Origin of the sequence: Jiella soli (assembly GCF_020615385.1) — a bacterium.
Taxonomy (GTDB): Bacteria; Pseudomonadota; Alphaproteobacteria; order Rhizobiales; family Rhizobiaceae; genus VKMB-3413.
Genome location: NZ_JAJAVB010000027.1, coordinates 199,953 through 223,154 on the forward strand (window position 1 = coordinate 199,953; position 23,202 = coordinate 223,154).

Below are 23,202 nucleotides of genomic sequence, written 5' to 3' on the forward strand. Positions count from 1 at the left end.
TGCCCGTGAGGGGGGCTCCGCCGCCGGTCCGGCGCTCGCCGACGTGCCGGAGGGATCCGGGGACGAGGCCGAACAGCGGCGCCAGCGTCTGCGCGGAACGCTGATCGCCGTCGGGCTGACCAAGACCTATCGCGGCCGCCGGGTGGTCGATGATGTCGGCCTTCTCGTCCGTCGCGGCGAGGCGGTGGGGCTGCTCGGCCCCAATGGCGCCGGCAAGACCACCTGCTTCTACATGATCACCGGCCTCGTGCCGGTCGATTCCGGACGCATCCTCCTCGACGGCGAGGAGATCACCCAGGTGCCGATGTATCGGCGTGCCCGGCTCGGAATCGGCTACCTGCCGCAGGAAGCCTCCATCTTCCGCGGCCTGTCGGTCGAGGACAATATTCGGGCCGTCCTCGAAGTGGTCGAGCGCGACCGGGCGGTGCGCGAGCGCGAGCTCGACGCACTTCTGGAGGAGTTCCACATCTCGCATCTGCGCAAGCAGCCCTCGACCTCGCTTTCGGGCGGCGAACGGCGGCGCTGCGAGATCGCACGGGCGCTCGCCTCCAAGCCCTCCTTCATGCTGCTGGACGAGCCCTTTGCCGGTGTCGACCCCATCGCGGTCTCCGACATCCAGGGGCTCGTGCGGCATCTGACCGCGCGCGGCATCGGCGTTCTGATCACCGACCACAACGTCCGCGAGACGCTGGGGCTGATCGACCGCGCCTACATCATGCATGCCGGTGCGGTGCTGACCCATGGCAGTCCGCAGGAGATCGTCGACAACCCCGATGTGCGGCGCCTCTATCTCGGCGACCGCTTCAGCTTCTGACGCCGCAAGGGCTGGAAGGCTATTTCTCCGCTCGTGCTGAACGCATGGGACCGCGCCGGTTCGGCACGGCCTCTCGGCCGCGGCATGGCCTGGGAATGTGCACCATCTTCGATGTCATTCGATTGACAACCATCTTCCCGACCCGCTTTCATGCAGATGACGGGTCCACTCGTCGGGAGGATGCTCGGGAGCAAGGCTTCCGGAGAGTGGATGTCTTTCGCCGAAAGAGGCTGGTTCGGCCGCCTCCTGCCTCAAGCGAGTAACTTCGACGTTCCATGGCTCTATCCGCGAAGCTGCAGTTCCGACAGACGCAGTCGCTGGTGATGACACCCCAGCTGCTCCAGTCGATCCGTCTTCTCCAGTACAGTCATCTGGAGCTACAGGCTTTCGTCGACACGGAGATGGAGCGCAATCCGCTGCTGGCCTATTCCTCCGGCGACCGGGCTGCGGGATCGGAGGCCGGCGCCGAGATCGGCGCGAAACCGTCCGTCGCTGCTCTTTCCGACTGCGGCCGTCCCGAACAGCCGGCCAAGTCCGGAGCGGGCGGGTCCGAGCCGGCCGCCATCAGGACGCGCACCGCCTCCGGCGGCGGTTCGGGGCGGGCTCACTCGGGCGATGGCGAGTTCCGGATCGAGGAGATTGCCGAGCGGCGCCCGTCGCTTCACGCTCATGCCTTGGCGGAGGTCGCCGACGCGATCCCCCCCGGTCCGCGGCGCAAGATCGCCGAGGCGATGGTCGAGCATCTCGACGAGAGCGGCTATCTGAGGCTCACGCTTCCCCAGATCGCCTCCGACCTTTCCATCAAGCCCGAGCTGGCCGAGCGGGTTCTCGCGCATCTTCAGGCGGAAGCGACGCCGGCGGGTCTCTTCGCCCGCGATCTTTCCGAGTGCCTCGCGATCCAGCTCAAGCGGCAGGATCGTTATGACCCGGTGGTGGCGATGGTTCTCGACCATCTCGATCTTCTCGCCCGGCGCGACTTCGCCGAACTGCGCCGGCTGACCGGCGAAGACGATAGCGGGCTGATGGACATCCTGACGGAGATCCGCGGACTCGATCCCAAACCCGGCCACGCCTTCGATCATGACGGGTTCGAGGCGATCGTGCCAGACGTCATCGTCACCGAATCAGCCGAAGGCGGCTGGCGGGTCGAGCTGAACCCCGACGCCCTGCCCCGCGTGCTCGTCGACAACGACTATCTGCGGATTGTGCGCGAAGGGGTGCGGACCGACGACGATCGCGCCTTTCTCGGCGAATGCCAGCAGTCGGCGAACTGGCTGGTGCGCTCGCTCGATCAGCGCGCGAAGACGATCCTGAAGGTCGCCAGCGAGATCGTCCGCCGCCAGGACGGCTTCCTGACCCGGGGCGTCGGCGGGCTGAAGCCGATGACGCTGATGTCCGTGGCCGAGGCGATCGGCATGCACGAATCCACCGTCAGCCGCGTCACCTCGACGAAATACATCGCGACCCCGCGCGGCACGTTCGAGATGCGCTTCTTCTTCACCGTCGCCATCGCCTCCGCCGACGGCGGCGACGCCCATTCGGCCGAGAGCGTGAAGCACCGGATCAAGATTCTGATCGACGCCGAGAGCGCCGGCAAGGTGATGTCGGACGACGACATCGCCGCGGTCCTGAAGAAGGAGGGCGTCGATCTCGCCCGGCGCACGGTCGCCAAGTACCGGGAGGCGCTCGGCATTCCCTCCTCCATCCAGCGGCGGCGCGAGATGAATGCGCGCCGGCTCGCCTCCTGAATCGGCACCGTGGCCCCGCCCGGATATGGACAGCGCCGCGCCAGCTGCGGGCGCGCGCTCTTCGGCATTTCGTTGACAGACCCTATGTACGTTTCTAGAAGGCGCCACTTCTCGCCCTCGGTGGTGGCAAAGGCCGGGCAGGATCGACGCGTACGCGATATCGACCCGCATGTGGACCTTGTGGCGATGCGGCGCGTTGACGACGACCGACGGGAATGATCACGCGTCATCGCGTGAAGAAAAGGAGCAGACGGGCATGAGCCTCCGTGTTTCGGGCAAGCATATGGACGTGGGCGAGGCGTTTCGCACGCGGATCGAGGAGCGGCTGGGAGAAGCGGTCGACAAATATTTCGACGGCAATTTCTCCGGCACTGTCGTCGTGTCGAAAGACGGTCCGCGCTACGCTACCGACTGCACGGTGCATCTCGACACCGGCGTCGTGTTCCAGGCTGCCGGCGAGGCGCACGACCCGGAAGCCAGCTTCGGAGACGCTGCGGAACGCATCGAGAAGCGCCTGCGCCGCTACAAGCGCCGCCTGAAGAATCACCAGTCCGATGCCCGCCGGGACATGGCCTATTCGATCATGGCCGCGATTCCGGAAGAAGCGGAGGAAGTGCCGGAGGACTACGCTCCGGCGATCATCGCCGAGACCACGCTGAAGGTCGGCACGCTTTCCGTGGCCGGTGCGGTCATGGAGCTCGACCGCCAGGACAGCCCATTCGTGCTGTTCAAGAACGCCACGTCCGGCACGCTCAATATCGTCTTCCGCCGTCACGACGGGAACTACGGCTGGGTCGATCCGTCGAACTATTCGAGCGACGCTTGAGCGCAGCACAAGGTTCGAGCGTCAGGTTGGCGCGCCAAGAAGCAGAAGGCAGGCCTGCGATGGATCTCGAGATGCTGATCGAACCCGCCGCTATCCTGCCCGCCTTGCGGGCCAGCTCCAAGAAACAAGTGCTGCAGGCACTGTCGGAAAAGGCGTCCGGGATCACCGGGCGCCCCGAGCGCGAGATCTTCGAAACCGTCCTCGGGCGCGAGAAGCTCGGCTCGACGGCCGTCGGCAACGGCATCGCGATTCCTCACGGCAAGCTTCCCGACCTCGAACGGATCGTCGGCGTCTTCGCCCGGCTGGCCCGGCCGATCGACTTCGACGCGCTCGACGACCAGCCGGTCGACATCGTCTTCCTGCTGCTCGCCCCGGAGGGCTCCGGCGCCGATCACCTCAAGGCGCTCTCCAAGGTCGCGCGGCTCTTGCGCAACGGCAACACCGTCGAGCAGATCCGCCACTCCCATGACGCCGGCGCGATCTACGCGCTGATGACCAACGGCCTGTCGCAGAACGCTGCATAGGCCATGTCTCCGGCGCCCGCCGGAGCGTCGACTCCCCCGATCATCTGTCGCCATCCAAGCCGCGCGGGTTCACCCGGCCGCGGAGCGGCGGCGAACGCGCTAATCGTCCTGGCCGGCGACGAAGGTGCATGGGTCCTTTGCCGGACGTCGAAGCACGCTCCCGGGCGCAGATGCAAGGTCCCCTCTTGGCCGACCGCCCCCGCAGCTCTTGGCGCAGGAAGCCCATTTCTTCGAGCAGGGCGAGGGCGAGCACCGGCTGATCCTGGCCGTCGGGGTCTCCAGCTGGGGCCATGCGCCGGGCGGCAGCCGCAGCTATAATCCGCCGGACAGGCAATACCGCCGAAGCGAGGAGCATCTCAGCCGCTTCATGCCGGAGCGGCGCTTCACCAGCGGGCTGACCGCGCTCAACGACTATAACTTCAGGCCCCCCCCCGCCGACATGAAGGCGGATCGACCCGGTGACGCGGCGCACGCCCATGCCGATCTCGAAGTCTATTGAAGGCGATGCTCACCTTTGATGAGGCGGTCGTCGACCATATCGTGTCGCGTTGCAGCGACCCCGATTCCGGCGGCAGGATGATCGACAATATCGTCACCAACGCGCTGCTGCCGGACCTGTCGCGCCGGTTCCTGACGAAGCTTCTCGCCGGCGAGGCGGTCGTCTCGGCGCATGTCCGCATCGATGGCGGAGACTTCGCGTACGAAATCGTATGAAGCGCCTCCTTCGCCTCGGGTTCAGCGGGCGATGAGATCCGGCCGCCTTTCGCGGGTGATTCGCTCGGCCTCCGCGCGGCGCCAGCGTTCGACGGCGCCGTGGTCGCCGGAGGTGAGCACGTCGGGGATCCGCCGCCCCTCCCATTCGGCCGGCCGGGTATAGTGGGGATGTTCGAGGAGCCCCGTCTCGAAGCTCTCGGTCTCGCCCGACAGCGCGTTGCCCATGACGCCCGGCAGGAGCCGGATCACCGCGTCGAGAAGAACGAGCGCCCCGAGCTCGCCACCGGACAGGACATAGTCGCCGATCGACACCTCTTCGAGCCCGCGCGCCTCGATCACCCGCTCGTCGATGCCCTCGAAACGCCCGCAGAGGATCACCGCGCCCGGTCCATCCGCCAGTTCGCGCACGCGCGCCTGCGTCAAAGGCCTGCCGCGCGGGCTCATGAGGATGCGCGGGCGCGCGTCGCCCTCGAGACTGGCCGCGTCGATCGCATTGGCCAGGACGTCGGCCCGCATCACCATGCCGGCGCCGCCGCCGGCCGGCGTGTCGTCGACGACGCGATGCTTGCCGACGCCGAATTTCCTCAGGAAGACCGTCTCGATGATCGCGTCGCCGCGTTCGAGCGCCCTGCCCGCCAGGGAATGGCCGAGCGGGCCGGGAAACATCTCCGGAAAGAGCGTCAGGATCGTCGCGCGGAAAGCCATGGCGGCGTCAGGCGAGCGGTTCGGTGGACGCCACCTCGACGATCTTCAGGTCCCGGCCGAGGACCGTGACGCGCTTCAGCGCCTGATGCCAGGCCTTGACGTGGTCCGACTGGCCGTGGCGGGCAAGATCCTCGCGGCTCTCCCACTCCTCGTAGATCCTGACGAGGCCCGGCTCGAGGAGATCCTCGGCGAAGGCGTAGACAAGGCAGCCGGTCTCGGCGCGCGTCGCGGTCAGGACGACCTCGGCGTCCTTCCGGACGGCGGCGAGATCGTCCGCGGAAAGGCGAAGCGTGCCGGCTACGATGATCATGGTGGTGTCTCCCTGAAGGCCGCGTCGTGGGGATACACTGGATGGCTGCAACGCGCGAGACCGCGGTGCATCCACGTGACGGCCGGCAGATGCTGCGCGATGGGCAGGCCCGCAATCGTGCTGCCGGAGCCTTCGCTACCGTTTGAAGCCATCCTCATTCTCCTCCCCCGGCTCCGGCACGGCCTCGGTCAGCCCCGCCGCTCCGGGTTCGACGATCATCAGGCCCCGCTCGCCATCGATTTCGGGGACGGCGGCTTCGGAGAATGGGATCATGACGGTGCGGCCGCCCGCGGGCGCGATCTCGACGATGTCGCCGGCGCCGAAATTATGGACGGCGACGACGGTGCCGACCGGCTCGCCCGCGACCGTCTCGACGGAAAGGCCGATCAGGTCGTCGAGATAGAATTCACCGTCGCCCTCCGGGTCCGGCAGCAGGGCGCGCTCGACGAAGAGCTCGGTGCCGTTCAGCCGCTCGGCATGATTGCGGTCGGCCACCTCCACGAAGCGGACGAGCACCATGGTCTTCTGAGGCCGCGCGCTCTTCACGGTGTAGCGATTGCCTTTCGCGTCGAAGAGCGGACCATAGGCGCCGAGCGCCGCAGGATCTTCCGTGAACGACTTAACGCGGCATTCGCCTCTTATGCCGTGGGCGCCGCCGATCACTGCGAGGAGGACGGGATGGTCGAGCGGGGCTTTATCGATCGGCATGGCTTTCCGTATGACACTAGAGCATCGGGCGACAAATCGGCATCGCTCGACGCTCTCGATCTACTTGGTAACGCGCCGAGTGGCCGAAAAACCGGTTTCCACTTTTCGCCCGGCGCCCTAAGCGGACGGCCCTTCGCCGGTCGCCAGAACCGGACCTATCAGATGCGGCAACGACCGCAAGCGCCGAAGGAAGGAGAGGACGCGGCCCGGGACCGGATCAGATCAGCGACGTCATTTCAAAGGCCTCCCGGTTTCAGTCCTTGGCCGACTTGCGGCGCTCCTCGCCGCGCTTCTCGTAATAGGCGCGCTTCGCCTCATACATCCGCTTGTCCGCGCGCTTGACCGTTTCCTCCAGACGCTCGGTCTGGAGGGACGTGGCGAGCCCGAGCGAGAAGGAGAGCGCCGGGCCCGAATAGAACTGGTTGTTGACCTCGACCAGTTCCTCGATGTCGGCGATCATCTGCATCGCCTCGGCCTCGCCCGTCGCGGGCATCAGGATGACGAACTCGTCGCCGCCGATCCTCGCCGCGCAATGCGGCTTCTGCACTCCCTCGCGCAACACCTCACCGGCGCGGCGCAGAAGCGCGTCGCCGGCGGCGTGGCCGAGCGCATCGTTCATCGCCTTCAGCCCGTTGAGATCGGCGACGATGACCGTCACGGGCGCCGGGCCCTTGCGCTCCAGCCGGTTGAGCTCGTCGACGAAGAAGCTGCGGTTGTAGAGCTTGGTCAGGATGTCGTGCTTGCCGAGGAATTCCAGATAGGCCTCGGCCTTCTTGCGCGCCGTAATGTCGGTCAGCGCCACCTGAACCAGCGACCAGTCGGCCTCGCGGCCCGGAAACACCGAGAACTGCATGTGGACATGCAGTTCTTCGCCGTCGAGCGAATAGTTGACCACCTCCCGCTGCTGGAAAAGCTGTCCCTGCCACAGATCGATCAGCTGCTCGCGGAAATGCTGTTCCATGTCGTCGCGGAAGACCTCGCCGAGACGGCCCATGAGATCGGACTTGTCGGCGGCCTTGAAGAGTTCGAGCGTGTGCCAGTTGACGTCGATCACGCGGATTTCGCTCATGCAGCGCACGACGAATTCGGGGTGGACGTCGAGGAAGGTGCGGAAGTCGGTCACGCCGCGCTCGCGCACCTCGTCCATCAGGTCCTTGACGACCGAGAAATCCTCCACCCAGAGCGAGATCGGCGAATGCTCGAACAGGCCGCGGGAGAAGGCCTCGCTCGATGCCAGAAGGCGGCGGCCCTCCTCGCGCTCGGTGACGTCCTCGGTCGACAGGAGCACGCGGCTCCAGTCGCGTTCGTGGCCAGGCAGGATCCGTGCCTTGAGCTGAACGTCGAGACGCCGTCCCGAAAGCGTGTAGTTGACGGCGAGGCTGGTGAACTCCTCGGCGCCGTCCCACAGCTGGTTCAGCTCGTCGATATGCGTCGACATCATCTCGCCGGAGAAGACGACGTCGATATTGGCGACGAGCTCTTCGAAGGACGCCGCCTCGAACAGCATCAGCGTGCGCTGGTTGACCGCAAGGATCTTGATCTGCCGGGCCGCCGCCGCCACAAGGTCGGGATTGTCGCGCAAATGCTCGCGGATCGCGATGACCCCCGCCCCGCGCCAGCTCTCGAACAACGCCTTGACGCCGCTGAAGTCCTCGATCCAAAGGGGCACGGGCGCGAGGGCAAACATGTCCGTCGCCCATTTCTCGTCGGCGCCCAGGCGGCCGGTGAACGAAGAGGCAGGCGCTGAGCGCGGCATGACGGGCATATCCTTCGGCAAGCTGGTACCGGAGCCCATAAACCCCGGTACGCGCAGCGCCGCAAGACGCGGCAACCGAGCCTATCGGTTGCAAGCGGAGCTTACCTTAGGCTTTCCTGCCGAACGGCCCGTCCGATCGCGCGGCAGCGCCCCAACCGATTCCTCCAGCCGGCAACATAACCGCGGCCCGGCGGCGCGACCCGCTGCCTGGCGGACGGCGGACCCGCATCGAGTGACGCACCTCGACGATCCCGCTCCGACCCCGGGCGATGCCGAAGGCGTTGTCCGTTGGTCATTAAAAGTGTCTTTTGGCCCATCCCTGCCACGCCCCGGCTCTTATCGGGCCTATCCGTCAGGTCGCTGCTGTCGAGGATCAGCGTCTTCTTCAGCAGCAAGACCGGTGGCCATGCGCATCGGAACCCGCTTCCGGATCGACGAGAACGTCGGCTGCGCCAGACCCTACCGATGAGGCATCGATAACGGAAAAGTGATATTTCGCTGCGGAGCATTTGCCAAAAAGCCACCCGCTACGCCGCAAGCTCTTGTAACGCAAAGCGGCGCCCCGAAGGGCGCCGCCGCATGAAAACCGGTAGAGTTGATGGCGCTCAGGCGCTGGCTTCCTCGGAGGCCTCGCCGCCGGCCGCCTCGGCTGCGGCCGCTTCGGCCGCGGCGCGGGCATCCTCCTCGCGCTGCTTGCGCTCGGCCTCGCGCTCCTGCGCCTTCTTGCCCGGCAGGCCCTTCTTCTCGTTCTTGCGCTCGGGGCGGTTGGCGATGCCGGCCTGGTCGAGGAAGCGCAGCACGCGGTCGGTCGGCTGGGCGCCCTCGCCGAGCCAGTGCTTGATGCGGTCCTCGTTCAACGTGACGCGCTGGGCGTCCTTCGGCAGCATCGGGTTCCACGATCCGATCTGCTCGACGAAGCGGCCGTCGCGGGGCGAGCGGGCGTCGGCGACGACGATGTGGTAATAGGGACGCTTCTTGGAGCCAGCACGGGCAAGGCGCATCTTCAGGGGCATTTCGATCTTCCTTCTTGGTGTTCTACGGTGCCGGCCTTCTGTCGCCGGCATCCGGTTCATGCGTTGAATGTCTGCTGCGGGCCGTGGCGGCCCTCGCGTTACTTCTTCTTGCCGGGCATGCCCGGAAATCCGGGAAGCCCGCCGGAGCCGGGAAGACCCGGCATCCCGCCCGGCCCGCCGAGACCTGGCGGCAGGCCCTTCGGCATGCCGGGCATGCCGCCGGCCTGCGCCGCCTTGGCGAGCTGTTCGAGCTCCTTCGGGTCCATCTTGGACAGGTCCGGCATGCCCCCGGGCATGCCGCCGCCCATGCCCATCTTGCCGGCGAGGCCGCCCATCATCTTCTGCATCATGCCGCCGCGGCCGCCCTTGCCCATGGCCTTCATCATGTCGGCCATCTGCCGGTGCATCTTCAGGAGCTTGTTGATGTCGGCCGACGAGGTGCCGGAGCCGGCCGCGATGCGCTTCTTGCGGGAATGCTTGAGGAGGTCGGGATTGGCGCGCTCCTCGCGCGTCATCGAGGAGATGATCGCGAGCTGGCGCTTCAGCATCTTGTCGTCGAGGCCGGCGGCGGCGATCTGGTCCTTCATCTTGCCCATGCCGGGCATCAGGCCCATCATCCCGCCCATGCCGCCCATCTTCTGCATCTGGCCGATCTGGTCGGCGAGGTCGTTCAGGTCGAACTTGCCCGACTGCATCTTCTTGGCCATCGCCGCGGCTTTTTCCGCGTCGATGTTTTCGGCGGCCTTCTCGACCAGGGAGACGATGTCGCCCATGCCGAGGATGCGGTCGGCGATGCGCGAGGGGTGGAAGTCCTCCAGCGCATCCATCTTTTCGCCGACGCCGATCAGCTTGATCGGCTTGCCGGTGACCGCGCGCATCGAGAGCGCCGCGCCGCCGCGCCCGTCGCCGTCGACGCGGGTGAGAACGATGCCGGTGATGCCGACGCGCTCGTCGAAGGAGCGGGCGAGATTCACCGCGTCCTGGCCGGTCAGCGAGTCGGCGACGAGCAGGATCTCGTGCGGGGTGGCCCGCCGCTTGATCTCGGCCATCTCGACCATCAGCGGCTCGTCGATATGGGTGCGGCCGGCGGTGTCGAGGATGACGACGTCGTAGCCGCCGAGCCGGCCCGCCTGCTGCGCGCGGCTCGCGATGTCGACGGGGCCCTGCCCCGGAATGATCGGCAGCGTGGCGACGCCGGTCTGCTCGCCGAGGACCTTCAGCTGCTCCTGCGCGGCCGGGCGCCGCGTGTCGAGCGAGGCCATCAGGACCTTCTTCTTCTGGCGCTCGGTCAGCCGCTTGGCGATCTTGCCGGTCGTGGTGGTCTTGCCCGACCCTTGCAGACCCACCATCATCACGACGACCGGGGCCGGCGCGTTGAGGTCGATCGGCACCTGCGTCTCGCCCAGCGTCGCGACCAGCTCGTCATGAACGATCTTGACGACCATCTGGCCGGGCTTGATCGACTTCAGGATCTCGGCGCCGACCGCCTTCTCGCGCACCCGGTCGGTGAAGCCGCGCACCACCTCCAGCGCGACGTCGGCCTCCAGCAGCGCACGGCGCACCTCGCGCAGCGCCGCCGAGACATCCTTCTCGGAGAGCGCGCCGCGGCCGGTGAGGCCGTTCAGGATGGACCCGAGCCGGTCCTGGAGCGAATCGAACATCACACTTCCTTCCGTCCTTCCGGGAGAAACCCGAGAAGGTTGGGCCGTCCTTCCGGGAAAGACCCGGGAAGGCTGTGGCCATCCTTCCGGGGCGAACCGAAGGGGCAGCCGACCTTCCGGTGTCACCCGCAAGGTGGGGCGAACACGCCCGTCCCGCAAACCCTGATGCGCGCCAAGGGCATGGCACAAAGCATCATCGCATCCCCGGGCGAACACTCGCTGGGGGATGTGGACCTCCGGGCGGCTCCCGTCACAAGACGGTCAAGGGGCCCGGTCGGCGGCTCGCGGACGACATGTCGCGGATTTGCGAAGGGTTGAAACAGGAAGGGGGGAGGATGTCAAGGGTGGGGTGGCGGTGCGGGTGGGGATCGTCCGGTTGGGCCCCGCTCCGATCATTCAGGTGGCACGACGAATGGCTTCTATGCGAACGCTCCGCTGGTGATCGACCAGTATCAGCAGCGTTTCATGCTAATCGCAGTCGAACGGCTAGCCACGCGTTTTCGAAGCAAGCCTGACTTGCAGCCACGCCAACGAGTGCGCAACATAAATCACGATTTGACTACGCCAAGAAAGTATTCCTCCGGTGTAGAGTTCTCTGAGACAAGATTTTGGGCTTGAGTGGCTCCGTTGAGGAGGAGCCATGACAGACGAGAAGAGCGCCAGTGCGGGCGAGACGGAACGCGCCCATCACGCAGGAGACGGCTCGCCCGCCACGCCGCGCCAGCGGCGTATGTCGGCAGGTCGCAAGCAGGAGGCGGTGTTGCGTGTGCTGCGCGGCGAACCGCTCGAGACGGTGGCGCGTGAGTTCGCCGTCACCGCGGGCGATCTGAGCGGTTGGCGGGATGGTTTCCTGGAGGCCGGTACAGCGTCGCTGAAGTCTCGCCCCGAAGACGACCGGGATCGTGAGCTCAAGGCGATGCGGGAGAAGATCGGCGAGATGACCATGGCCAACGAACTCCTCGAAGCGAAGATCGACAAGCTGGAGGCCGGAACCCCTTTTGCGCGACGGAGGTCGAAGCGATGAGCTGGGCGTTCTCGATCTCCGCCCGCCGCCCCTACGGTCTGGTCCGTGTCTGCGCCGCCTGGCGCGTCAGCCGGGCGACGCTCGCCCGTCACCTGAAGTGCGAGAACACGCCCCAGGCGCCGCGCCGCCGACCCGGTCCGCAAGGGGCGATGCCCGACGGCGATCTGGCGGCGCGCATCCGTGCTTTGCTGGCCGACAGCCCGTTCCACGGCGAGGGGTATCGCAAGGTCTGGGCCCGGCTACGCCATGCAGGCATCCGGATCAGCCCCAAGCGCGTGCTCCGCATCATGCGCCAATACACTCTCCTCGCCCATCAGCGAAGCGGTTCAGCCCGGGGCCCGCGCGCCCATGACGGCAGGATCACAACGGACCGCGTCGACGAAATGTGGGGAACCGACATGACGAGCGTGGCCACCGGCGAGGGTCAGGCCGCCGTCTTCATCGCCGTCGATCACTGCTCCGCCGAATGCGTCGGCATCCACGCCAGCGCCTCGGCCACCCGTTTCGAGGCCCTGGAGCCGATCCGCCAGGGTGTGCGTGCATCCTTCGGCGCTTTCGCCAGAAACACCGCCAATGGCCTGAAAATCCGCCACGACCACGGCAGTCAGTACATGAGCCGCGACTTTCAGAACGAGATCAGGTTCCTCGGCGCTGAAAGCTCTCCCGCCTTCGTACGCGCGCCGGAAGGAAACGGCTGCGCCGAGCGGTTCATCAGGACGCTCAAGGAGAACCTACTTTGGGTCCGATGGTTCGAGACCCTTGAGGATTTGCGACAGGCCCTGCTCCAATTCCAGAGAACCTACAACGAGCAGTGGCTCATCGAGCGCCATGGGCACAGACCACCGGCGGCGATCAGACAAGAGCAAAACATGAACATCAAGCAAGCCGCTTAAGCGCAGAATATTGTCTCACATCCTTGCCCCGGTACAGTATCCCGGATCTCTGATCCGTGAAGATCGCGGTTCCATTATCGCCTGACGACGCCTAAAAAGCGTAGCAAGAGAGATGCGAACAATGCACTTAAGTCCCATTGAGAGCTTTCAGATGCGGAAATCGGCTTCCTCGTAGAACCCGAACGCAGTCAGCCACCGCACGCCCATCGTCTCGCACACATCAGGGACCTTCCGATTGTGGCGTTGTTTCGCTGGAGCACGGTTCTCGTTGGTGACGACGGTCCGTCCATCGCCCGCCATCGCGTAGGCAATGAGAAAAGGGTCGCGGCCTATCTTAGCGAACTCGGCATCGTTCAGATTCGGCGCGTAGCCCTCCGAAACCACACGCCGGACAAGCAAAACGTCGGCAGATTCGTCCAGACGCATTGCGTCACGAGCGTCCTTTTCCTTCAGCCAGGTGGACACAGCATCGCGGCCCACCGTTATTTCGTCGGCAATCTCGTTCGGGATCTTAGCCACCCCCGCGCGGCCCTGAAGTATGAGCCAATCCCAGAACTGAGGGATGCGGGCGATCGGGTAATACTGCGCATTAGCTCGGATTAGAGTGTTCGCATCGAGAAGGTACATCAGGTCCGATCAACGCTCACGAGTGGGGCGAGGGGAGCCAAGACCAGGCACACCAGCAAGGAGATCCTCAACGGCACCGGGGCGAACGCCAAACACCCTCGCGGCCGTCGTGTGGGTAATCGTATCGGATCGGAGGTTGCGGCCGACAACCTGAAGAAGCGCATCTCCAAGGCGGTGGCGCCGGACCACGTAGTAGTTCGGCCCACCATCGTTGTCCTTAGCCTTGTCCTTCTCGCGCTGACGATGAAGGCGCCAACGCTCCGCGAGCATCCGAACGGCTTCGCCATAAGCGGCTGTGTTGGTTTTTCCCGCACTCCAGAGGCGGTAGGCAGCCATGGCCGTGCTGACTTTCCATGTGTCGGCGAGCACCTCCGCCAGCTCGATCACGCTTTTTGCGGTATCGACGTGAGCGATGCGAGCGAGCGCATGGTCGGGCAGCAGAAACTCGCCCGCAACATCGTTACAGAACCGTTCGACGCGCGCCGTAGGGGTGTGCGGCTCGACGGTCGTTGGAGCACCGCTGACGCCGGTACTGCCGATGAACAGGTGAACGAGCTCGTGCACGAGCGTGAAAGTCCAAGCGGTTTTGGCGTCCTGATCGTTGATGACGATGACTGGAGCGAGGTCATCGGCGAGCGCAAACCCTCGAAACACGCTCGAGGAAACCGCCGTTTTGTAGTTCCCAAGATCGCCAAGCAGGAGGACGAACACACCCAGCGCCTCGACCCTCCGACGGACCTCAACGAAAAGCTGGTCCGGTCGAGCCGCCGCTCGCCGCAGCTCGTCTTCATCGAGTACGCCTAGTGCATCGCGGATCTTCGAGGCGGCCTGTTTGACCGACGTTGTGATGGGAAGAGAACCGACAAATGTGCGCGGCGCCACGTCTTCGTCGTCGCTCATCAAGTCCCGCAGAATCGCGTGGCGAGCGCGAATATCTCGAACGAGCGCATCCAGCCTAGCTGCTTCGTCGGGCGCTACAAATGCCACCATCGTGCGGAAATCTTCGCCGCGGTCGGCGGGCCGCGGCGGCTCGCTCATATAAAGGGATAGGAGCGGACGATGGTAAGCCGCAGCCATCTTGATAAGTTGCGCCGGCGTTAGGCTACGGTCGCCGCGCTCGATCGCGTCGAGCTTTTCGGCAGCGCTCTCCTTCTGACCTGTAGACAAACCGATTCTCTGCGCGGCGTCCTCAATGGACAACCCCGCCGTCTTGCGTGCCCATTCAAGGACCGCTGGATTGATGCCGTCTACCTGCATTTGAATGCCTGACCGCCGAACTCTTACCGGCACCGCACATATAGCCCGGTTTCGGGGCACTTTCGAGTAAGGGATTGATCTCCGATCCGTAGCCTTCAGCCGTAGCGGCACTGGCAATGCAAACATCGGTCTTCCAATGCCCGTCTCACCCTATGCAGCATGGAACGACTAGAAAGGGTCAACTATCGAAGTGGAGATTCACGCGGAAGCGCGCCGTTAGCGGCCGTTCTGCTTCCGCCCAAGCAGCTCGCCGCGAGTGTCGGCCACAGACCGCAGGGTCGCACTGCCCCTCCCTCCGTTCCGCCCTAGCTTCCGCGCACCCGCAGCATCCTTGCAGTCAGCGCCCTTGTCCCTCCCCCGCCTCACCTCCTCCCGCCACCCCGTCTCCGACCACTGCGACGGCCGGCGCTTCTTCAACCCGTCCGGCCTCCCGCCCGCCGGCCTCAAGGCCATCTGGGACTGGCGGCGCAATGCCGATCCCGCGGCTTGGCCGGAGCGGTTCGAGAGCCCGTACCCGCTGGACACGCCGCCCGAGCGGGTCACCGGGGAGCGGTTGCGGCTGACGCATATCGGGCATGCCGGCAATCTCCTGCAGACGGCGGGGGTGAACGTCCTCGTCGACCCGCACTTTTCCGAGCGCTGCAGCCCGTCGCAGCGGTTCGGGCCGATGCGGCATGCCGCGCCCGGAATCGCCTTCGAGGCGCTGCCGCCGATCGACGTCGTCTTGGTCAGCCATTCGCATTACGACCACATGGACCGGGCGACGCTGAAGCAGCTTCACGATGCGCATGCGCCGCGCTTCGTCGTGCCGCTAGGGGTCGACCGGATCGTGAGGGGCTGGCGGCGCAAGGCTCGCGTCGAGGCCCATGACTGGCACGATCAGGTGGCGCTCGGCGACGGCCTGTCGGTGACGCTCTGGCCGGCGCATCACTGGAGCGCGCGCGGCGTGCTTGATCGGAGGAAGACGCTCTGGGCCTCCTTCGCCCTTCAGACGCCGGCCGGCTTCGTCTTTCATGCCGGCGACACCGGCTTCAACGCCGGGCGCGACTATGCGGCGGCGCGGGAAGCGTTCGGGCCGGCGGCGCTCGCGATCCTGCCGATCGGCGCCTACGAGCCGCGCGCGATCATGAAGCCGCAGCACCAGGAGCCGGACGAGGCGGTGCGCGGCGCGCGGCTCCTGGAGGCCGCGCTCTCCGTCGGCGTCCATTGGGGCTACTGGCAGCTGACCGACGAGGCGATCGACGATCCGCTGCGGCGGCTGGACGCGGCGCTCTCGCGGTGGTCGCATCCGCCGGAGCGGTTCCGCGCGGCGCGGCCGGGGATGGTGGTGGACCTGCCGGCGGCGATCGATGCGCCGGCGACGGAGCGGCTGGCACGGGAGGCGGCAGAGGCCCGATAGACCCGCGCCTCAGCTTCCCTGCCGCTCGCCGAACAGGTCGCGCTGGTTCTTCTCGATCTCTTCCGCATATCTCTTGCGCACATAGGTCTCCGACAGGAGCCCGAGCACCTTGCTGTCCGCCGAGACGACGGCGAGCTCGTCGGCCGTCGCCGCGTCGAACACCGCCATCACCTTGACGATGTCCATCTCCGGCCGAAGCGCCGTGTCGGAGAGGACCGCGAGATCGGAGATCGGCGCCGCCGTGTCGACGCTGTCGGCATAGGCGGTGGGGGTGACGACGATGCCCTGGTAGCGGTCGAAATCGTCGACGAGGACGACGCGGGAGGTCGAGCCCAGCGGAAAGCGGCGGCGGAACTCGGCGACGGTGAGCTTAGCGGGCGTCGCCCGCGTCTCGCGGCGCATCATGCGGCCAGCGGTCAGCGTGCGCACCCAGCCGACATCGCGCGCCGAGCGGATCGTCTCGCCTCTCAGATGCAGCCGCCAGGTCGAGAAGGAATAGCCGAAGAAGACCCGCACCAGCGTGCTCGCGACCAGCGAGCCGACGATGACGACGCCGGTGAGCGCGAGGTTCTGGGTGGATTCCAGGACCAGCATCGCCATGGTCAGCGGCCCGCCGATGACCGCCACCGCAAGGCCGGCCATGCCGACGAGCGCGGCGTGCGGCGTCGAGACGACGACCTGGCCGAAGACGAGGAACAGCGTGTCGGCATAGAGCTGGCCGAACAGCGACCCGACGAAGAGCGAGGCGAAAAACAGCCCGCCACGGAAGCCGAAGCCGAGCGAGACGATCGAGGCCGCGCATTTGGCGAGGATGACGGTGATCACAAGCTTCGTCGGCGCGCCGCCGGAAATGTCGAGATAGAGCGCCGCATGGCCGGACGAGAGCACCTGCGGCGTCACGAAGGCGAGCGGCATCAGGAGGGCGCCGCCGATGGCGGGCTTCGCCCAGGCCGGCAGTCTCGCCCGCTTGGTCAGGGTTTCGACGATCGAGATCGTGCGCATCAGGACGATGCCGAGCCCGGCGCAGAGCGCGGCGAGCCCGACATAGAGGAGGTAGTGCGAGACGTCGATCGGGCCGGAGCCGCCGGAGGCGATCAGATAGGGGTGGTGGCCGAGGCCGCGGGCGGTGAGGACCGCGGCGACGCAGGCCGCCGCGACCGGCGCGATTGCCGAGGGCGTATAGGCGCCCATGACGATCTCGAAGGCGTAGAAGGCGCCGGCCAGCGGCGCGCCGAAGGCGGCAGCAATCCCCGCTCCCGCCCCGGCCCCGACCAGGGTGCGCAGGTCCGGCCGTCGCACCGTCATCGTGCGGCCAACGAAGGAGGCGACGCCTGAACCCATCTGCGCATAGGCCGCCTCGAGCCCGACCGAGGCGCCGAAGCCGTTGGAGATCAGCGTCTGGCCGGAGATGATCAGGCTGTCCTTCATCGACATCTGGCCGCCGTGCAGCGCGTTCGCCTCGACGGAGTCGACGAGGGCGCGCCGACGCGCCCTGACGACATAGGTGAACAGCGCGAGGGCGATGCCGCCGGCCGGCAGCACCAGGAGCTGGACCGGCTTAAGCGACAGCTGCGTCGACAGGCGCTCCGACATGGACAGTCCGTAGAGCAGCGCCTGGATGCCGTGCGCGGCGTCCTGCAGCCCGACCGTCATGGCGCCGGCAATAATGCCGATCAGCGTCGCCAGCGCGATGAACCAGAGCTCGCTCGACCTCAGCTTCTGGCGCAGCAGCTCCATGAACCGATCGACGAGACCGGTCGCGTCGTCGGATTGTGCGCCGGCTGCGGCGTCGGCGGATTTGACGGATGACATGATGGTGTCGGCTCGCTTGGCACGGACGTTCGGCGCGCGCGGGTTCTCTGCCACAGAGATGCAGCCCATGCCACCCGAAAGGCCCCGCCGCCACGCCGTTCCCGCGGGGGGACGCGGCCGTCAGCCGCCACCGGCCCGGGCGGTGCGCCAAGCGGATTGCCGTCCTCGCAAGTTGACGCGCCGGTCAACTCCTTGCGAAACTTGCGTTTCCCGGCAACAGGCCCGCGGACGAGGACCTCGTGATGACCGCTCCACAGTCACGGCTGGCGAATGCTCTGAAGCGCCTCTACGGCAGCCTCGACACCAGTCGGGACTGGCAGCAGGCGCTGGGCGCCTGCGCGGCCGCGGTGGGCGCCGAGCGGTTCAATCTCCTGACGCTTGGTCATGACGGCGTATTCCGGCAGGAGACCTTTCCGTTCGATCCGGACGGCGTGCTCGACTATGCGGCCAATTATGCCCACAAGGATCTTCGCGTCTCGCGCGCGATCACCCGGCCGAGCGGCTTCCTGACGACACCCGACCTGATGACCGCGGACGAAATCGCCGCCTGTCCCGTCCATCAGGAGTTCTACAGGCGCTATCCGGAATGCTGGGTGACGTCGATGGTCGTGCATCGCTGCGCGGAGGGCCTCGTCGTTCCGGTCGCGCATCGCGGCGCGCGCCATGGCGAGTTGTCGGAGAGGGAGCGCCGGGTCCTGATCGCGCTCGCCGGCCACGTCGTCCGCGTCGCGCATATGCGCCAGCGGCTTCCCGAGGGCATGATCGCCCGGGACGGCGTCCTCGCCGCCTTCGACAGCCTCGACGAAGCCCTCGCGCTGTTCGACCATGACGGGCTCGTCGTGCATGCGAATGCCAGGCTGGAAGCCCTGATCGCACGGGGCGACGCGCTCAGCCTGCAGGGCAGGACGCTGCAGGCCGTCGATCCGCGGACGACCAGCCGGCTGATCCGGGCCATGGCACAGACCATCCGCTTTCTGTCGGGCGATGGCTTCGTCATGCCGGAACCGCTCGCAATCCCCCGGCCGGGCCGGCGCAGCCCGCTCCTCATCCGCTTCTTCGCAGCCCCTAACCCTTCCGGGCGCAGCGGGATCGGCGTTCTCAAGATCGTCGATCCGGACGAGGCGCGTGGCCCCTCCCCCACCGCCATCCGTGCCGCATTGGGTCTGACGCCGGCCGAGAGCGCTCTGGCGCTGGCGATCTATCGCGGGCTGACGATCAAGGAATTCGCCGACACGTCCGGGCTCAGCGAGCAGACGATCCGCACCCGAGTCAAACAGGTGAGCGAAAAGCTCGGGGTACGCCGTCAGGTCGAGATCGCCACCCGGATCGCCGCCCTCGCCAGGCTTTGACGCAGCACTCGGCCATCGGTGCCGAGGCCCTGTCTGTAAGCCGCCACCAGATGCCGCCGCGCAATTCGCTCTGGCGTTTCCACTCGGTGTGACACGCAGGGAGCAAAGCGAATGCCCCCATTTGGGGGCTGGCCGCTAGCCTCAGTGAGTGCTTACAGAATGCGCTATGCCCGCATTGCGGGCAAGCCGGGAACTCTTTCGCTCGTCACAACGCCCCAATGGCGAGCTGAAAGGTGGGAGCAGCGCGGCCTTCGGGCCGCGCTGTCTCTTCCGTTCGGGCTCGGCGCTCCAGCGCCGCCCCCACGCCCGCGTCACGTCGGCCGGAATGCACGCTTAACCGTTTGTTCACTATAACTTGGCAACTTCCGCAAAGGCCATCCGGCCCATACGGATCTCAATGCCAGGTGAGGCGCATGTTCTCGAATCCGAGCGCGGGCCATAGCGGCGGCTTTCCGTCCGCGGCTTCGACGCCGCCGTCGATGGTCGATCCCCTGTATCTCGCCGGCGCGATCTGGGCCCGGCGGCGAACGGTCCTGCTCTGCACGTTGCTGGGTCTCGTCATCGCCGTCGTCCTCGCGCTCTCGACGGCGAAGAAATACACCGCGGGAACGCAGGTCCTGATCGATCCGCGCGACATCAAGATCGTGCAGAACGAGGTCACGCCGAACGGTCTTCCGAGCGACGCGACGCTGGCGCTCATCGAGAGCCAGATGTCGGTTGTCACCTCCGACAGCGTCCTCGGCCGCGTGATGAGCGAAGCCAAGCTCGGCGAGGATCCCGAGTTCAACGGCGAGATGAAGGGCCCGCTCGCGCCGCTGCTCAAGCCGTTCGAAAATCTCTTCTCCAGCGATCCGGTCAAGGCGAGTGAGGAGCGCAAGCTCAAGACGCTGCGGAACCTGCGCGAGGCGATGACCGTCACGCGCGACGCCAAGAGCTTCGTGATCAACATCATCGTCACGACGCGCGATGCGGACAAGTCGGCCGAGCTCGCCAATCTCATCGCCGGCTCCTTCATCAGCGAACTCGCCAATGTCCAGGGCCAGACCGCCCGGCGGGCGAGCGACGCGCTTTCCGGCCGGCTGACCGAGCTGCGTCAGAGCGTGGTCAAAGCCGAGCGCGCCGTCGAGGACTACAAGAGCAAGAACCGGCTGGTCGGGGTCGGCGGACGGCTCGTCGACGACGACTACATCACGCGCATCAACGACCAGCTCGCCCGCTCCAAGGGCGACATGACGACGCTGAAGGTCAAGGCCGACCAGATGCGCAAGGCGAGCGTCGACGACGTGGTGAAGGGCTCGCTGCCCGAAGAACTGACGTCCGAAGCGCTGACAAGGCTGCGCAACACCTATTCCGACCTCGCCCAGCAGGCGGCCTCCGTGCAGTCGTCGCTCGGCCCCAAGCACCCGAAGCGGATCGCGATCGAACAGTCGCTCGCCTCGGTGCGCTCGGCCATCAGCCAGGAGCTCAACCGCATCGTCGGTGCAGCCCAGACCGAACTCGCCCGCGCCGAAGAGACCAATCGCCAGCTCACCCAGCAGCTGAACGATTTGAAGACCAAGCAGATCGCGACCAGCGAGTCCTTCGTGAAGCTGCGCGAGCTGGAGCGCGAAGTAGACGCCTCGCGCGCCGTCTACGAGGCCTTCCTTCTCAGGGCGCGGGAGACCGGCGAGCAGGAAAGCATCAACACCGCCAATGTCCGTGTGATTTCGCAGGCGACGCCGCCGCTCGATCCCTCCAGCCTCTCGCGCCGCGTGGTCGTCCTCGCCGGGGCCTTTCTCGGCTTCTTGGCCGGTGTGGCGGTGGCCGCCGTCTCCGGAATCGTGGAACTCGTGCGTGCCGGAACAGGTCCCGTCATGCCGGTCTCGGCGGGGACCTACCGCACGGGACGGCCTGGAAGCGACTACGCCCCGGCGCCGCACCTGACGGAGATCCGTCCTACGATCCACGCCCGCGCGTCGGATCTCAGGCGGCCGGCCGATGACGAATGGGACGACGAAGAGGTTCTCGACTACGAGCGCCCGGCCCCGGATCGCTTCCACGAAGAGGAGAGGGAGCCGGCGATCCGGTTCGCACAGTCCGAGCAACCCTCCGAATTCGAAGGAGAAGCCGACGCGTCGAGGGTACCGGCGGACGACAACACGGACGCGCACGAGACAGGCGCCGACGCCGAAGTGCAAACGGATCAGAGACGGATGAGGCTATCGCGCGGCGAGCTGCGCGACCGCCTTCGGGCGATCGCCGAAAGGGCGTCGGATCGATCCGCCTCTGAGGCCGGCACCGCTCCGGACGACACGGAAGTCTCGCAGCTTCAGAATGATCTCCTCGCCGTCAAGGAGCAGATCGCGAGCATCCGCAGCCGCCGGCAGACCCTCGCCGGCTGACCGCCTGTCCCGTAGGTGCGTCCCGTTCGCAGGTGCGGCATTGCAGGCTCCACAGGTTTACCGCCTCTGCAACGAGCTGCCGCCCGATCTGTCTCTCAGGCAGCAGCGGCCAGCTCGGGAACCGTCTCCAGGACAAGGGCCATGTCGGCCTCGAAAGCCCGGGTCTCCCGTTCCTTGGAGACCGCGTCCGGCAGGCGCAGGATGTAGGACGGATGCACCGTGACGAGAAGCTTCGTTCGCTCGTCCAGGTCGATCAGCCTCGACCGCGTGTCGCGGATCGTCACGGTCTTGCCTAGGACGGCCTGCGCCGCCGTGGCTCCCAGCGCCACGATCAGCTTCGGCCTGACGAGGTCACGCTCGAGATCCAGCCACCAGCGACAGACCTTGATCTCGCCCATGTTCGGCTTGGCGTGGATGCGCCGCTTGCCGCGCGGTTCGAACTTGAAGTGCTTCACCGCATTGGTGACATAGGCCTGGGCGCGGTCGACGCCGGCGGCCGCCAGCGCCTGGTCGAACACCTTGCCGGCCGGGCCGATGAAGGGCTCGCCGGCGATATCCTCCTGGTCGCCCGGCTGCTCGCCCACGAAGATCACCGGTGCATCGTCCGGACCCTTGCCGAACACGGTCTGCGTCGCCGGCTCCCAGAGCGGGCAGGCCCGACAATGCGCGGCCTGCTCCCTGGCCTCAGCGATCGAGGACGGCCGCTCTTCGGCCGCGCCGGCACCCGCGAGGTCCGGCGTCTTCTCCATGCGGGGAAGGTTCATGACACGACGCTCCTCCTGCTTGTCGTGACGCAAACTCGGAAGGGTCGGACCGGTTTCCAGCATGCGGCGCGTCGCCGCCTCGGCGCCGGCCACGAGCGGCTTGATCAGCGCGGTCTCCGGCATGTTGGCCCAGTACTTCTTCGGCATCTCGGCCTGCATCGCCTTTACCTTCAGCCGCGCCGGATTGAAGATCGACGCGTAATAGGTGAGCCACAGCGCCTCCATATCGTCCCCGACGGGCGCCATGTCGCGGGTCGCGCCGGGCAAGAAGGCCAGTTCCTCGCCGTTCCAGTGCACCGAGCGCTCCGGCGTCAGGATGGTCCAGACCATGCCGGCGAAGCGCCGCGCGAAGAACGGCGCGGTGAGTTCGACCACATGGTGGAACGGTTCGAACCAGGCGACGAAGTGCCGGCCGATCTCCGCGTCCTCGACCTCGCGGAACCTGACGAAGGCCTTCATCTTGTGGCTGTCGCGGCGGACCGCCTTCTCCATCTCGCCGGCCCGGATCACGTCCGGGTCGGACGCAATCTCCAGAAGAGTCTTCTCTGTCTGCAGCCGGAAGAGCAGGCGATAGGCGAAGACGAAGCGGTCGGCGTCGGCGTGGCAGACGATGCGGCGGGCAAGGTCGGGGAACGCCTTCGGCACCGTGGGCTGCCGCGCGCCGGGCGGAGCCGCGTCCGGCAGCGGCTCCGCAAAGAGGCCCGGCGCCTCCTCGCCGGCGGTAAAGCCGATACCCTCAGGCTCGACGCCGAGTTCCAGCGCCAGCCGGGCCGCCTTCCGCCAGCCGTCGAAATCGGCGGGATAAGCAAGCGGGGCGTTGTACATCACCATATTTCGGAAGGTGTGCTACATTGGACGACGTCGCTCATTGAGTGATCGGCCATTTTGTCGTCCCTGAAGATCCAAGACAGGTCCGC

General features: G+C 66.6%; 19 protein-coding genes and 1 pseudogene. 10 read left to right on the forward strand and 10 right to left on the reverse strand.

Annotation, left to right across the window (positions count from 1 at the left end; all coding sequences use genetic code 11):
- Nucleotides 1-43 precede the first annotated feature (43 nt).
- The 6 genes from lptB (at nt 44) to LH400_RS19445 (ending at nt 4,626) form a co-directional block, all read left to right on the forward strand.
- A complete protein-coding gene (gene lptB / locus LH400_RS19420) occupies nt 44-814 on the forward strand; it encodes an LPS export ABC transporter ATP-binding protein (RefSeq protein ID WP_229154879.1) in 771 nt (256 codons plus the stop codon).
- Between the two features lie 275 nt (nt 815-1,089).
- Complete coding sequence (gene rpoN, locus LH400_RS19425; RefSeq protein WP_229154819.1) at nt 1,090-2,562, forward strand: RNA polymerase factor sigma-54; 1,473 nt, start codon at nt 1,090-1,092, stop codon at nt 2,560-2,562.
- Nucleotides 2,563-2,818: 256 nt separating this feature from the next.
- Entirely contained in the window at nt 2,819-3,388 is a 570-nt protein-coding gene (gene hpf / locus LH400_RS19430) for a ribosome hibernation-promoting factor, HPF/YfiA family (RefSeq protein ID WP_229154820.1), read from the forward strand.
- Nucleotides 3,389-3,447: 59 nt separating this feature from the next.
- Nucleotides 3,448-3,912 (forward strand): PTS IIA-like nitrogen regulatory protein PtsN, encoded by a 465-nt coding sequence (gene ptsN, locus LH400_RS19435; protein ID WP_229154821.1) that lies wholly within the window; start codon nt 3,448-3,450, stop codon nt 3,910-3,912.
- Nucleotides 3,913-4,120: 208 nt separating this feature from the next.
- Complete coding sequence (locus tag LH400_RS19440; protein WP_229154822.1) at nt 4,121-4,411, forward strand: contractile injection system protein, VgrG/Pvc8 family; 291 nt, start codon at nt 4,121-4,123, stop codon at nt 4,409-4,411.
- Nucleotides 4,412-4,416: 5 nt separating this feature from the next.
- Nucleotides 4,417-4,626 (forward strand): ClpB D2-like domain containing protein, encoded by a 210-nt coding sequence (locus LH400_RS19445; protein ID WP_370638434.1) that lies wholly within the window; start codon nt 4,417-4,419, stop codon nt 4,624-4,626.
- A gap of 21 nt (nt 4,627-4,647) precedes the next feature.
- On the opposite strand, the gene trmD is transcribed toward LH400_RS19445, so the two are convergent.
- The 6 genes from trmD to ffh all read right to left on the reverse strand — a co-directional run bounded on the left by trmD (nt 4,648) and on the right by ffh (nt 10,779).
- Nucleotides 4,648-5,331 (reverse strand): tRNA (guanosine(37)-N1)-methyltransferase TrmD, encoded by a 684-nt coding sequence (gene trmD, locus LH400_RS19450; protein ID WP_229154823.1) that lies wholly within the window; start codon nt 5,329-5,331, stop codon nt 4,648-4,650.
- 7 nt (nt 5,332-5,338) lie between these two features.
- Nucleotides 5,339-5,641, reverse strand: coding sequence for a putative quinol monooxygenase (locus tag LH400_RS19455; RefSeq protein WP_229154824.1), 303 nt, complete (start codon nt 5,639-5,641; stop codon nt 5,339-5,341).
- 135 nt (nt 5,642-5,776) lie between these two features.
- Nucleotides 5,777-6,349, reverse strand: a complete 573-nt coding sequence (gene rimM / locus LH400_RS19460; protein ID WP_229154825.1) for a ribosome maturation factor RimM — start codon at nt 6,347-6,349, stop codon at nt 5,777-5,779.
- A 253-nt stretch (nt 6,350-6,602) separates the two neighbouring features.
- On the reverse strand, nt 6,603-8,036 hold the full coding sequence (locus tag LH400_RS19465; protein ID WP_229154881.1) for a sensor domain-containing diguanylate cyclase: 1,434 nt from the start codon (nt 8,034-8,036) through the stop codon (nt 6,603-6,605).
- Nucleotides 8,037-8,710: 674 nt separating this feature from the next.
- Nucleotides 8,711-9,118, reverse strand: a complete 408-nt coding sequence (rpsP, locus tag LH400_RS19470; protein ID WP_229154826.1) for a 30S ribosomal protein S16 — start codon at nt 9,116-9,118, stop codon at nt 8,711-8,713.
- A gap of 98 nt (nt 9,119-9,216) precedes the next feature.
- A complete protein-coding gene (ffh, locus tag LH400_RS19475; protein ID WP_229154827.1) occupies nt 9,217-10,779 on the reverse strand; it encodes a signal recognition particle protein in 1,563 nt (520 codons plus the stop codon).
- Between the two features lie 640 nt (nt 10,780-11,419).
- Between ffh and LH400_RS19480 the strand changes: the two are divergent.
- Nucleotides 11,420-12,696 (forward strand): annotated as a pseudogene (locus LH400_RS19480) (IS3 family transposase).
- A gap of 147 nt (nt 12,697-12,843) precedes the next feature.
- Here LH400_RS19480 and LH400_RS19485 read toward each other — a convergent pair.
- Nucleotides 12,844-13,323, reverse strand: coding sequence for a DUF4411 family protein (locus tag LH400_RS19485; RefSeq protein WP_229154828.1), 480 nt, complete (start codon nt 13,321-13,323; stop codon nt 12,844-12,846).
- A 9-nt stretch (nt 13,324-13,332) separates the two neighbouring features.
- The gene (locus tag LH400_RS19490) at nt 13,333-14,580 is read right to left on the reverse strand and encodes an ImmA/IrrE family metallo-endopeptidase (RefSeq protein ID WP_229154829.1); all 1,248 of its coding nucleotides are present in this window, start codon (nt 14,578-14,580) and stop codon (nt 13,333-13,335) included.
- A gap of 346 nt (nt 14,581-14,926) precedes the next feature.
- On the opposite strand from LH400_RS19490, the gene LH400_RS19495 reads away from it, so the two are divergent.
- Nucleotides 14,927-15,979, forward strand: coding sequence for an MBL fold metallo-hydrolase (locus tag LH400_RS19495; RefSeq protein WP_229154830.1), 1,053 nt, complete (start codon nt 14,927-14,929; stop codon nt 15,977-15,979).
- Nucleotides 15,980-15,988: 9 nt separating this feature from the next.
- On the opposite strand, the gene LH400_RS19500 is transcribed toward LH400_RS19495, so the two are convergent.
- Entirely contained in the window at nt 15,989-17,791 is a 1,803-nt protein-coding gene (locus LH400_RS19500) for a chloride channel protein (RefSeq protein ID WP_229154831.1), read from the reverse strand.
- A 242-nt stretch (nt 17,792-18,033) separates the two neighbouring features.
- Here LH400_RS19500 and LH400_RS19505 point away from each other — a divergent pair, with 242 nt between their 5' ends.
- A complete protein-coding gene (locus LH400_RS19505) occupies nt 18,034-19,140 on the forward strand; it encodes a helix-turn-helix transcriptional regulator (protein WP_229154832.1) in 1,107 nt (368 codons plus the stop codon).
- A gap of 479 nt (nt 19,141-19,619) precedes the next feature.
- A complete protein-coding gene (locus LH400_RS19510; protein ID WP_229154833.1) occupies nt 19,620-21,521 on the forward strand; it encodes a GumC family protein in 1,902 nt (633 codons plus the stop codon).
- Between the two features lie 95 nt (nt 21,522-21,616).
- Here the strand turns inward: LH400_RS19510 and LH400_RS19515 are convergent, their stop codons facing one another.
- Nucleotides 21,617-23,110 (reverse strand): UdgX family uracil-DNA binding protein, encoded by a 1,494-nt coding sequence (locus LH400_RS19515; RefSeq protein ID WP_229154834.1) that lies wholly within the window; start codon nt 23,108-23,110, stop codon nt 21,617-21,619.
- Between the last annotated feature and the right edge of the window lie 92 nt (nt 23,111-23,202).

What these genes read in the sequence shown, in the direction of transcription:
- rpoN (WP_229154819.1), top strand. Translation starts at nt 1,090, where the DNA reads ATGGCTCTATCCGCGAAGCTGCAGTTCCGACAGACGCAGTCGCTGGTG.
- hpf (WP_229154820.1), top strand. Translation starts at nt 2,819, where the DNA reads ATGAGCCTCCGTGTTTCGGGCAAGCATATGGACGTGGGCGAGGCGTTT.
- ptsN (WP_229154821.1), top strand. Translation starts at nt 3,448, where the DNA reads ATGGATCTCGAGATGCTGATCGAACCCGCCGCTATCCTGCCCGCCTTG.
- LH400_RS19445 (WP_370638434.1), top strand. Translation starts at nt 4,417, where the DNA reads ATGCTCACCTTTGATGAGGCGGTCGTCGACCATATCGTGTCGCGTTGC.
- trmD (WP_229154823.1), bottom strand. Translation starts at nt 5,331, where the DNA reads ATGGCTTTCCGCGCGACGATCCTGACGCTCTTTCCGGAGATGTTTCCC.
- LH400_RS19455 (WP_229154824.1), bottom strand. Translation starts at nt 5,641, where the DNA reads ATGATCATCGTAGCCGGCACGCTTCGCCTTTCCGCGGACGATCTCGCC.
- rimM (WP_229154825.1), bottom strand. Translation starts at nt 6,349, where the DNA reads ATGCCGATCGATAAAGCCCCGCTCGACCATCCCGTCCTCCTCGCAGTG.
- LH400_RS19465 (WP_229154881.1), bottom strand. Translation starts at nt 8,036, where the DNA reads ATGTTTGCCCTCGCGCCCGTGCCCCTTTGGATCGAGGACTTCAGCGGC.
- rpsP (WP_229154826.1), bottom strand. Translation starts at nt 9,118, where the DNA reads ATGCCCCTGAAGATGCGCCTTGCCCGTGCTGGCTCCAAGAAGCGTCCC.
- ffh (WP_229154827.1), bottom strand. Translation starts at nt 10,779, where the DNA reads ATGTTCGATTCGCTCCAGGACCGGCTCGGGTCCATCCTGAACGGCCTC.
- LH400_RS19485 (WP_229154828.1), bottom strand. Translation starts at nt 13,323, where the DNA reads ATGTACCTTCTCGATGCGAACACTCTAATCCGAGCTAATGCGCAGTAT.
- LH400_RS19490 (WP_229154829.1), bottom strand. Translation starts at nt 14,580, where the DNA reads ATGCAGGTAGACGGCATCAATCCAGCGGTCCTTGAATGGGCACGCAAG.
- LH400_RS19500 (WP_229154831.1), bottom strand. Translation starts at nt 17,791, where the DNA reads ATGTCATCCGTCAAATCCGCCGACGCCGCAGCCGGCGCACAATCCGAC.
- LH400_RS19505 (WP_229154832.1), top strand. Translation starts at nt 18,034, where the DNA reads ATGACCGCTCCACAGTCACGGCTGGCGAATGCTCTGAAGCGCCTCTAC.
- LH400_RS19510 (WP_229154833.1), top strand. Translation starts at nt 19,620, where the DNA reads ATGGTCGATCCCCTGTATCTCGCCGGCGCGATCTGGGCCCGGCGGCGA.
- LH400_RS19515 (WP_229154834.1), bottom strand. Translation starts at nt 23,110, where the DNA reads ATGTACAACGCCCCGCTTGCTTATCCCGCCGATTTCGACGGCTGGCGG.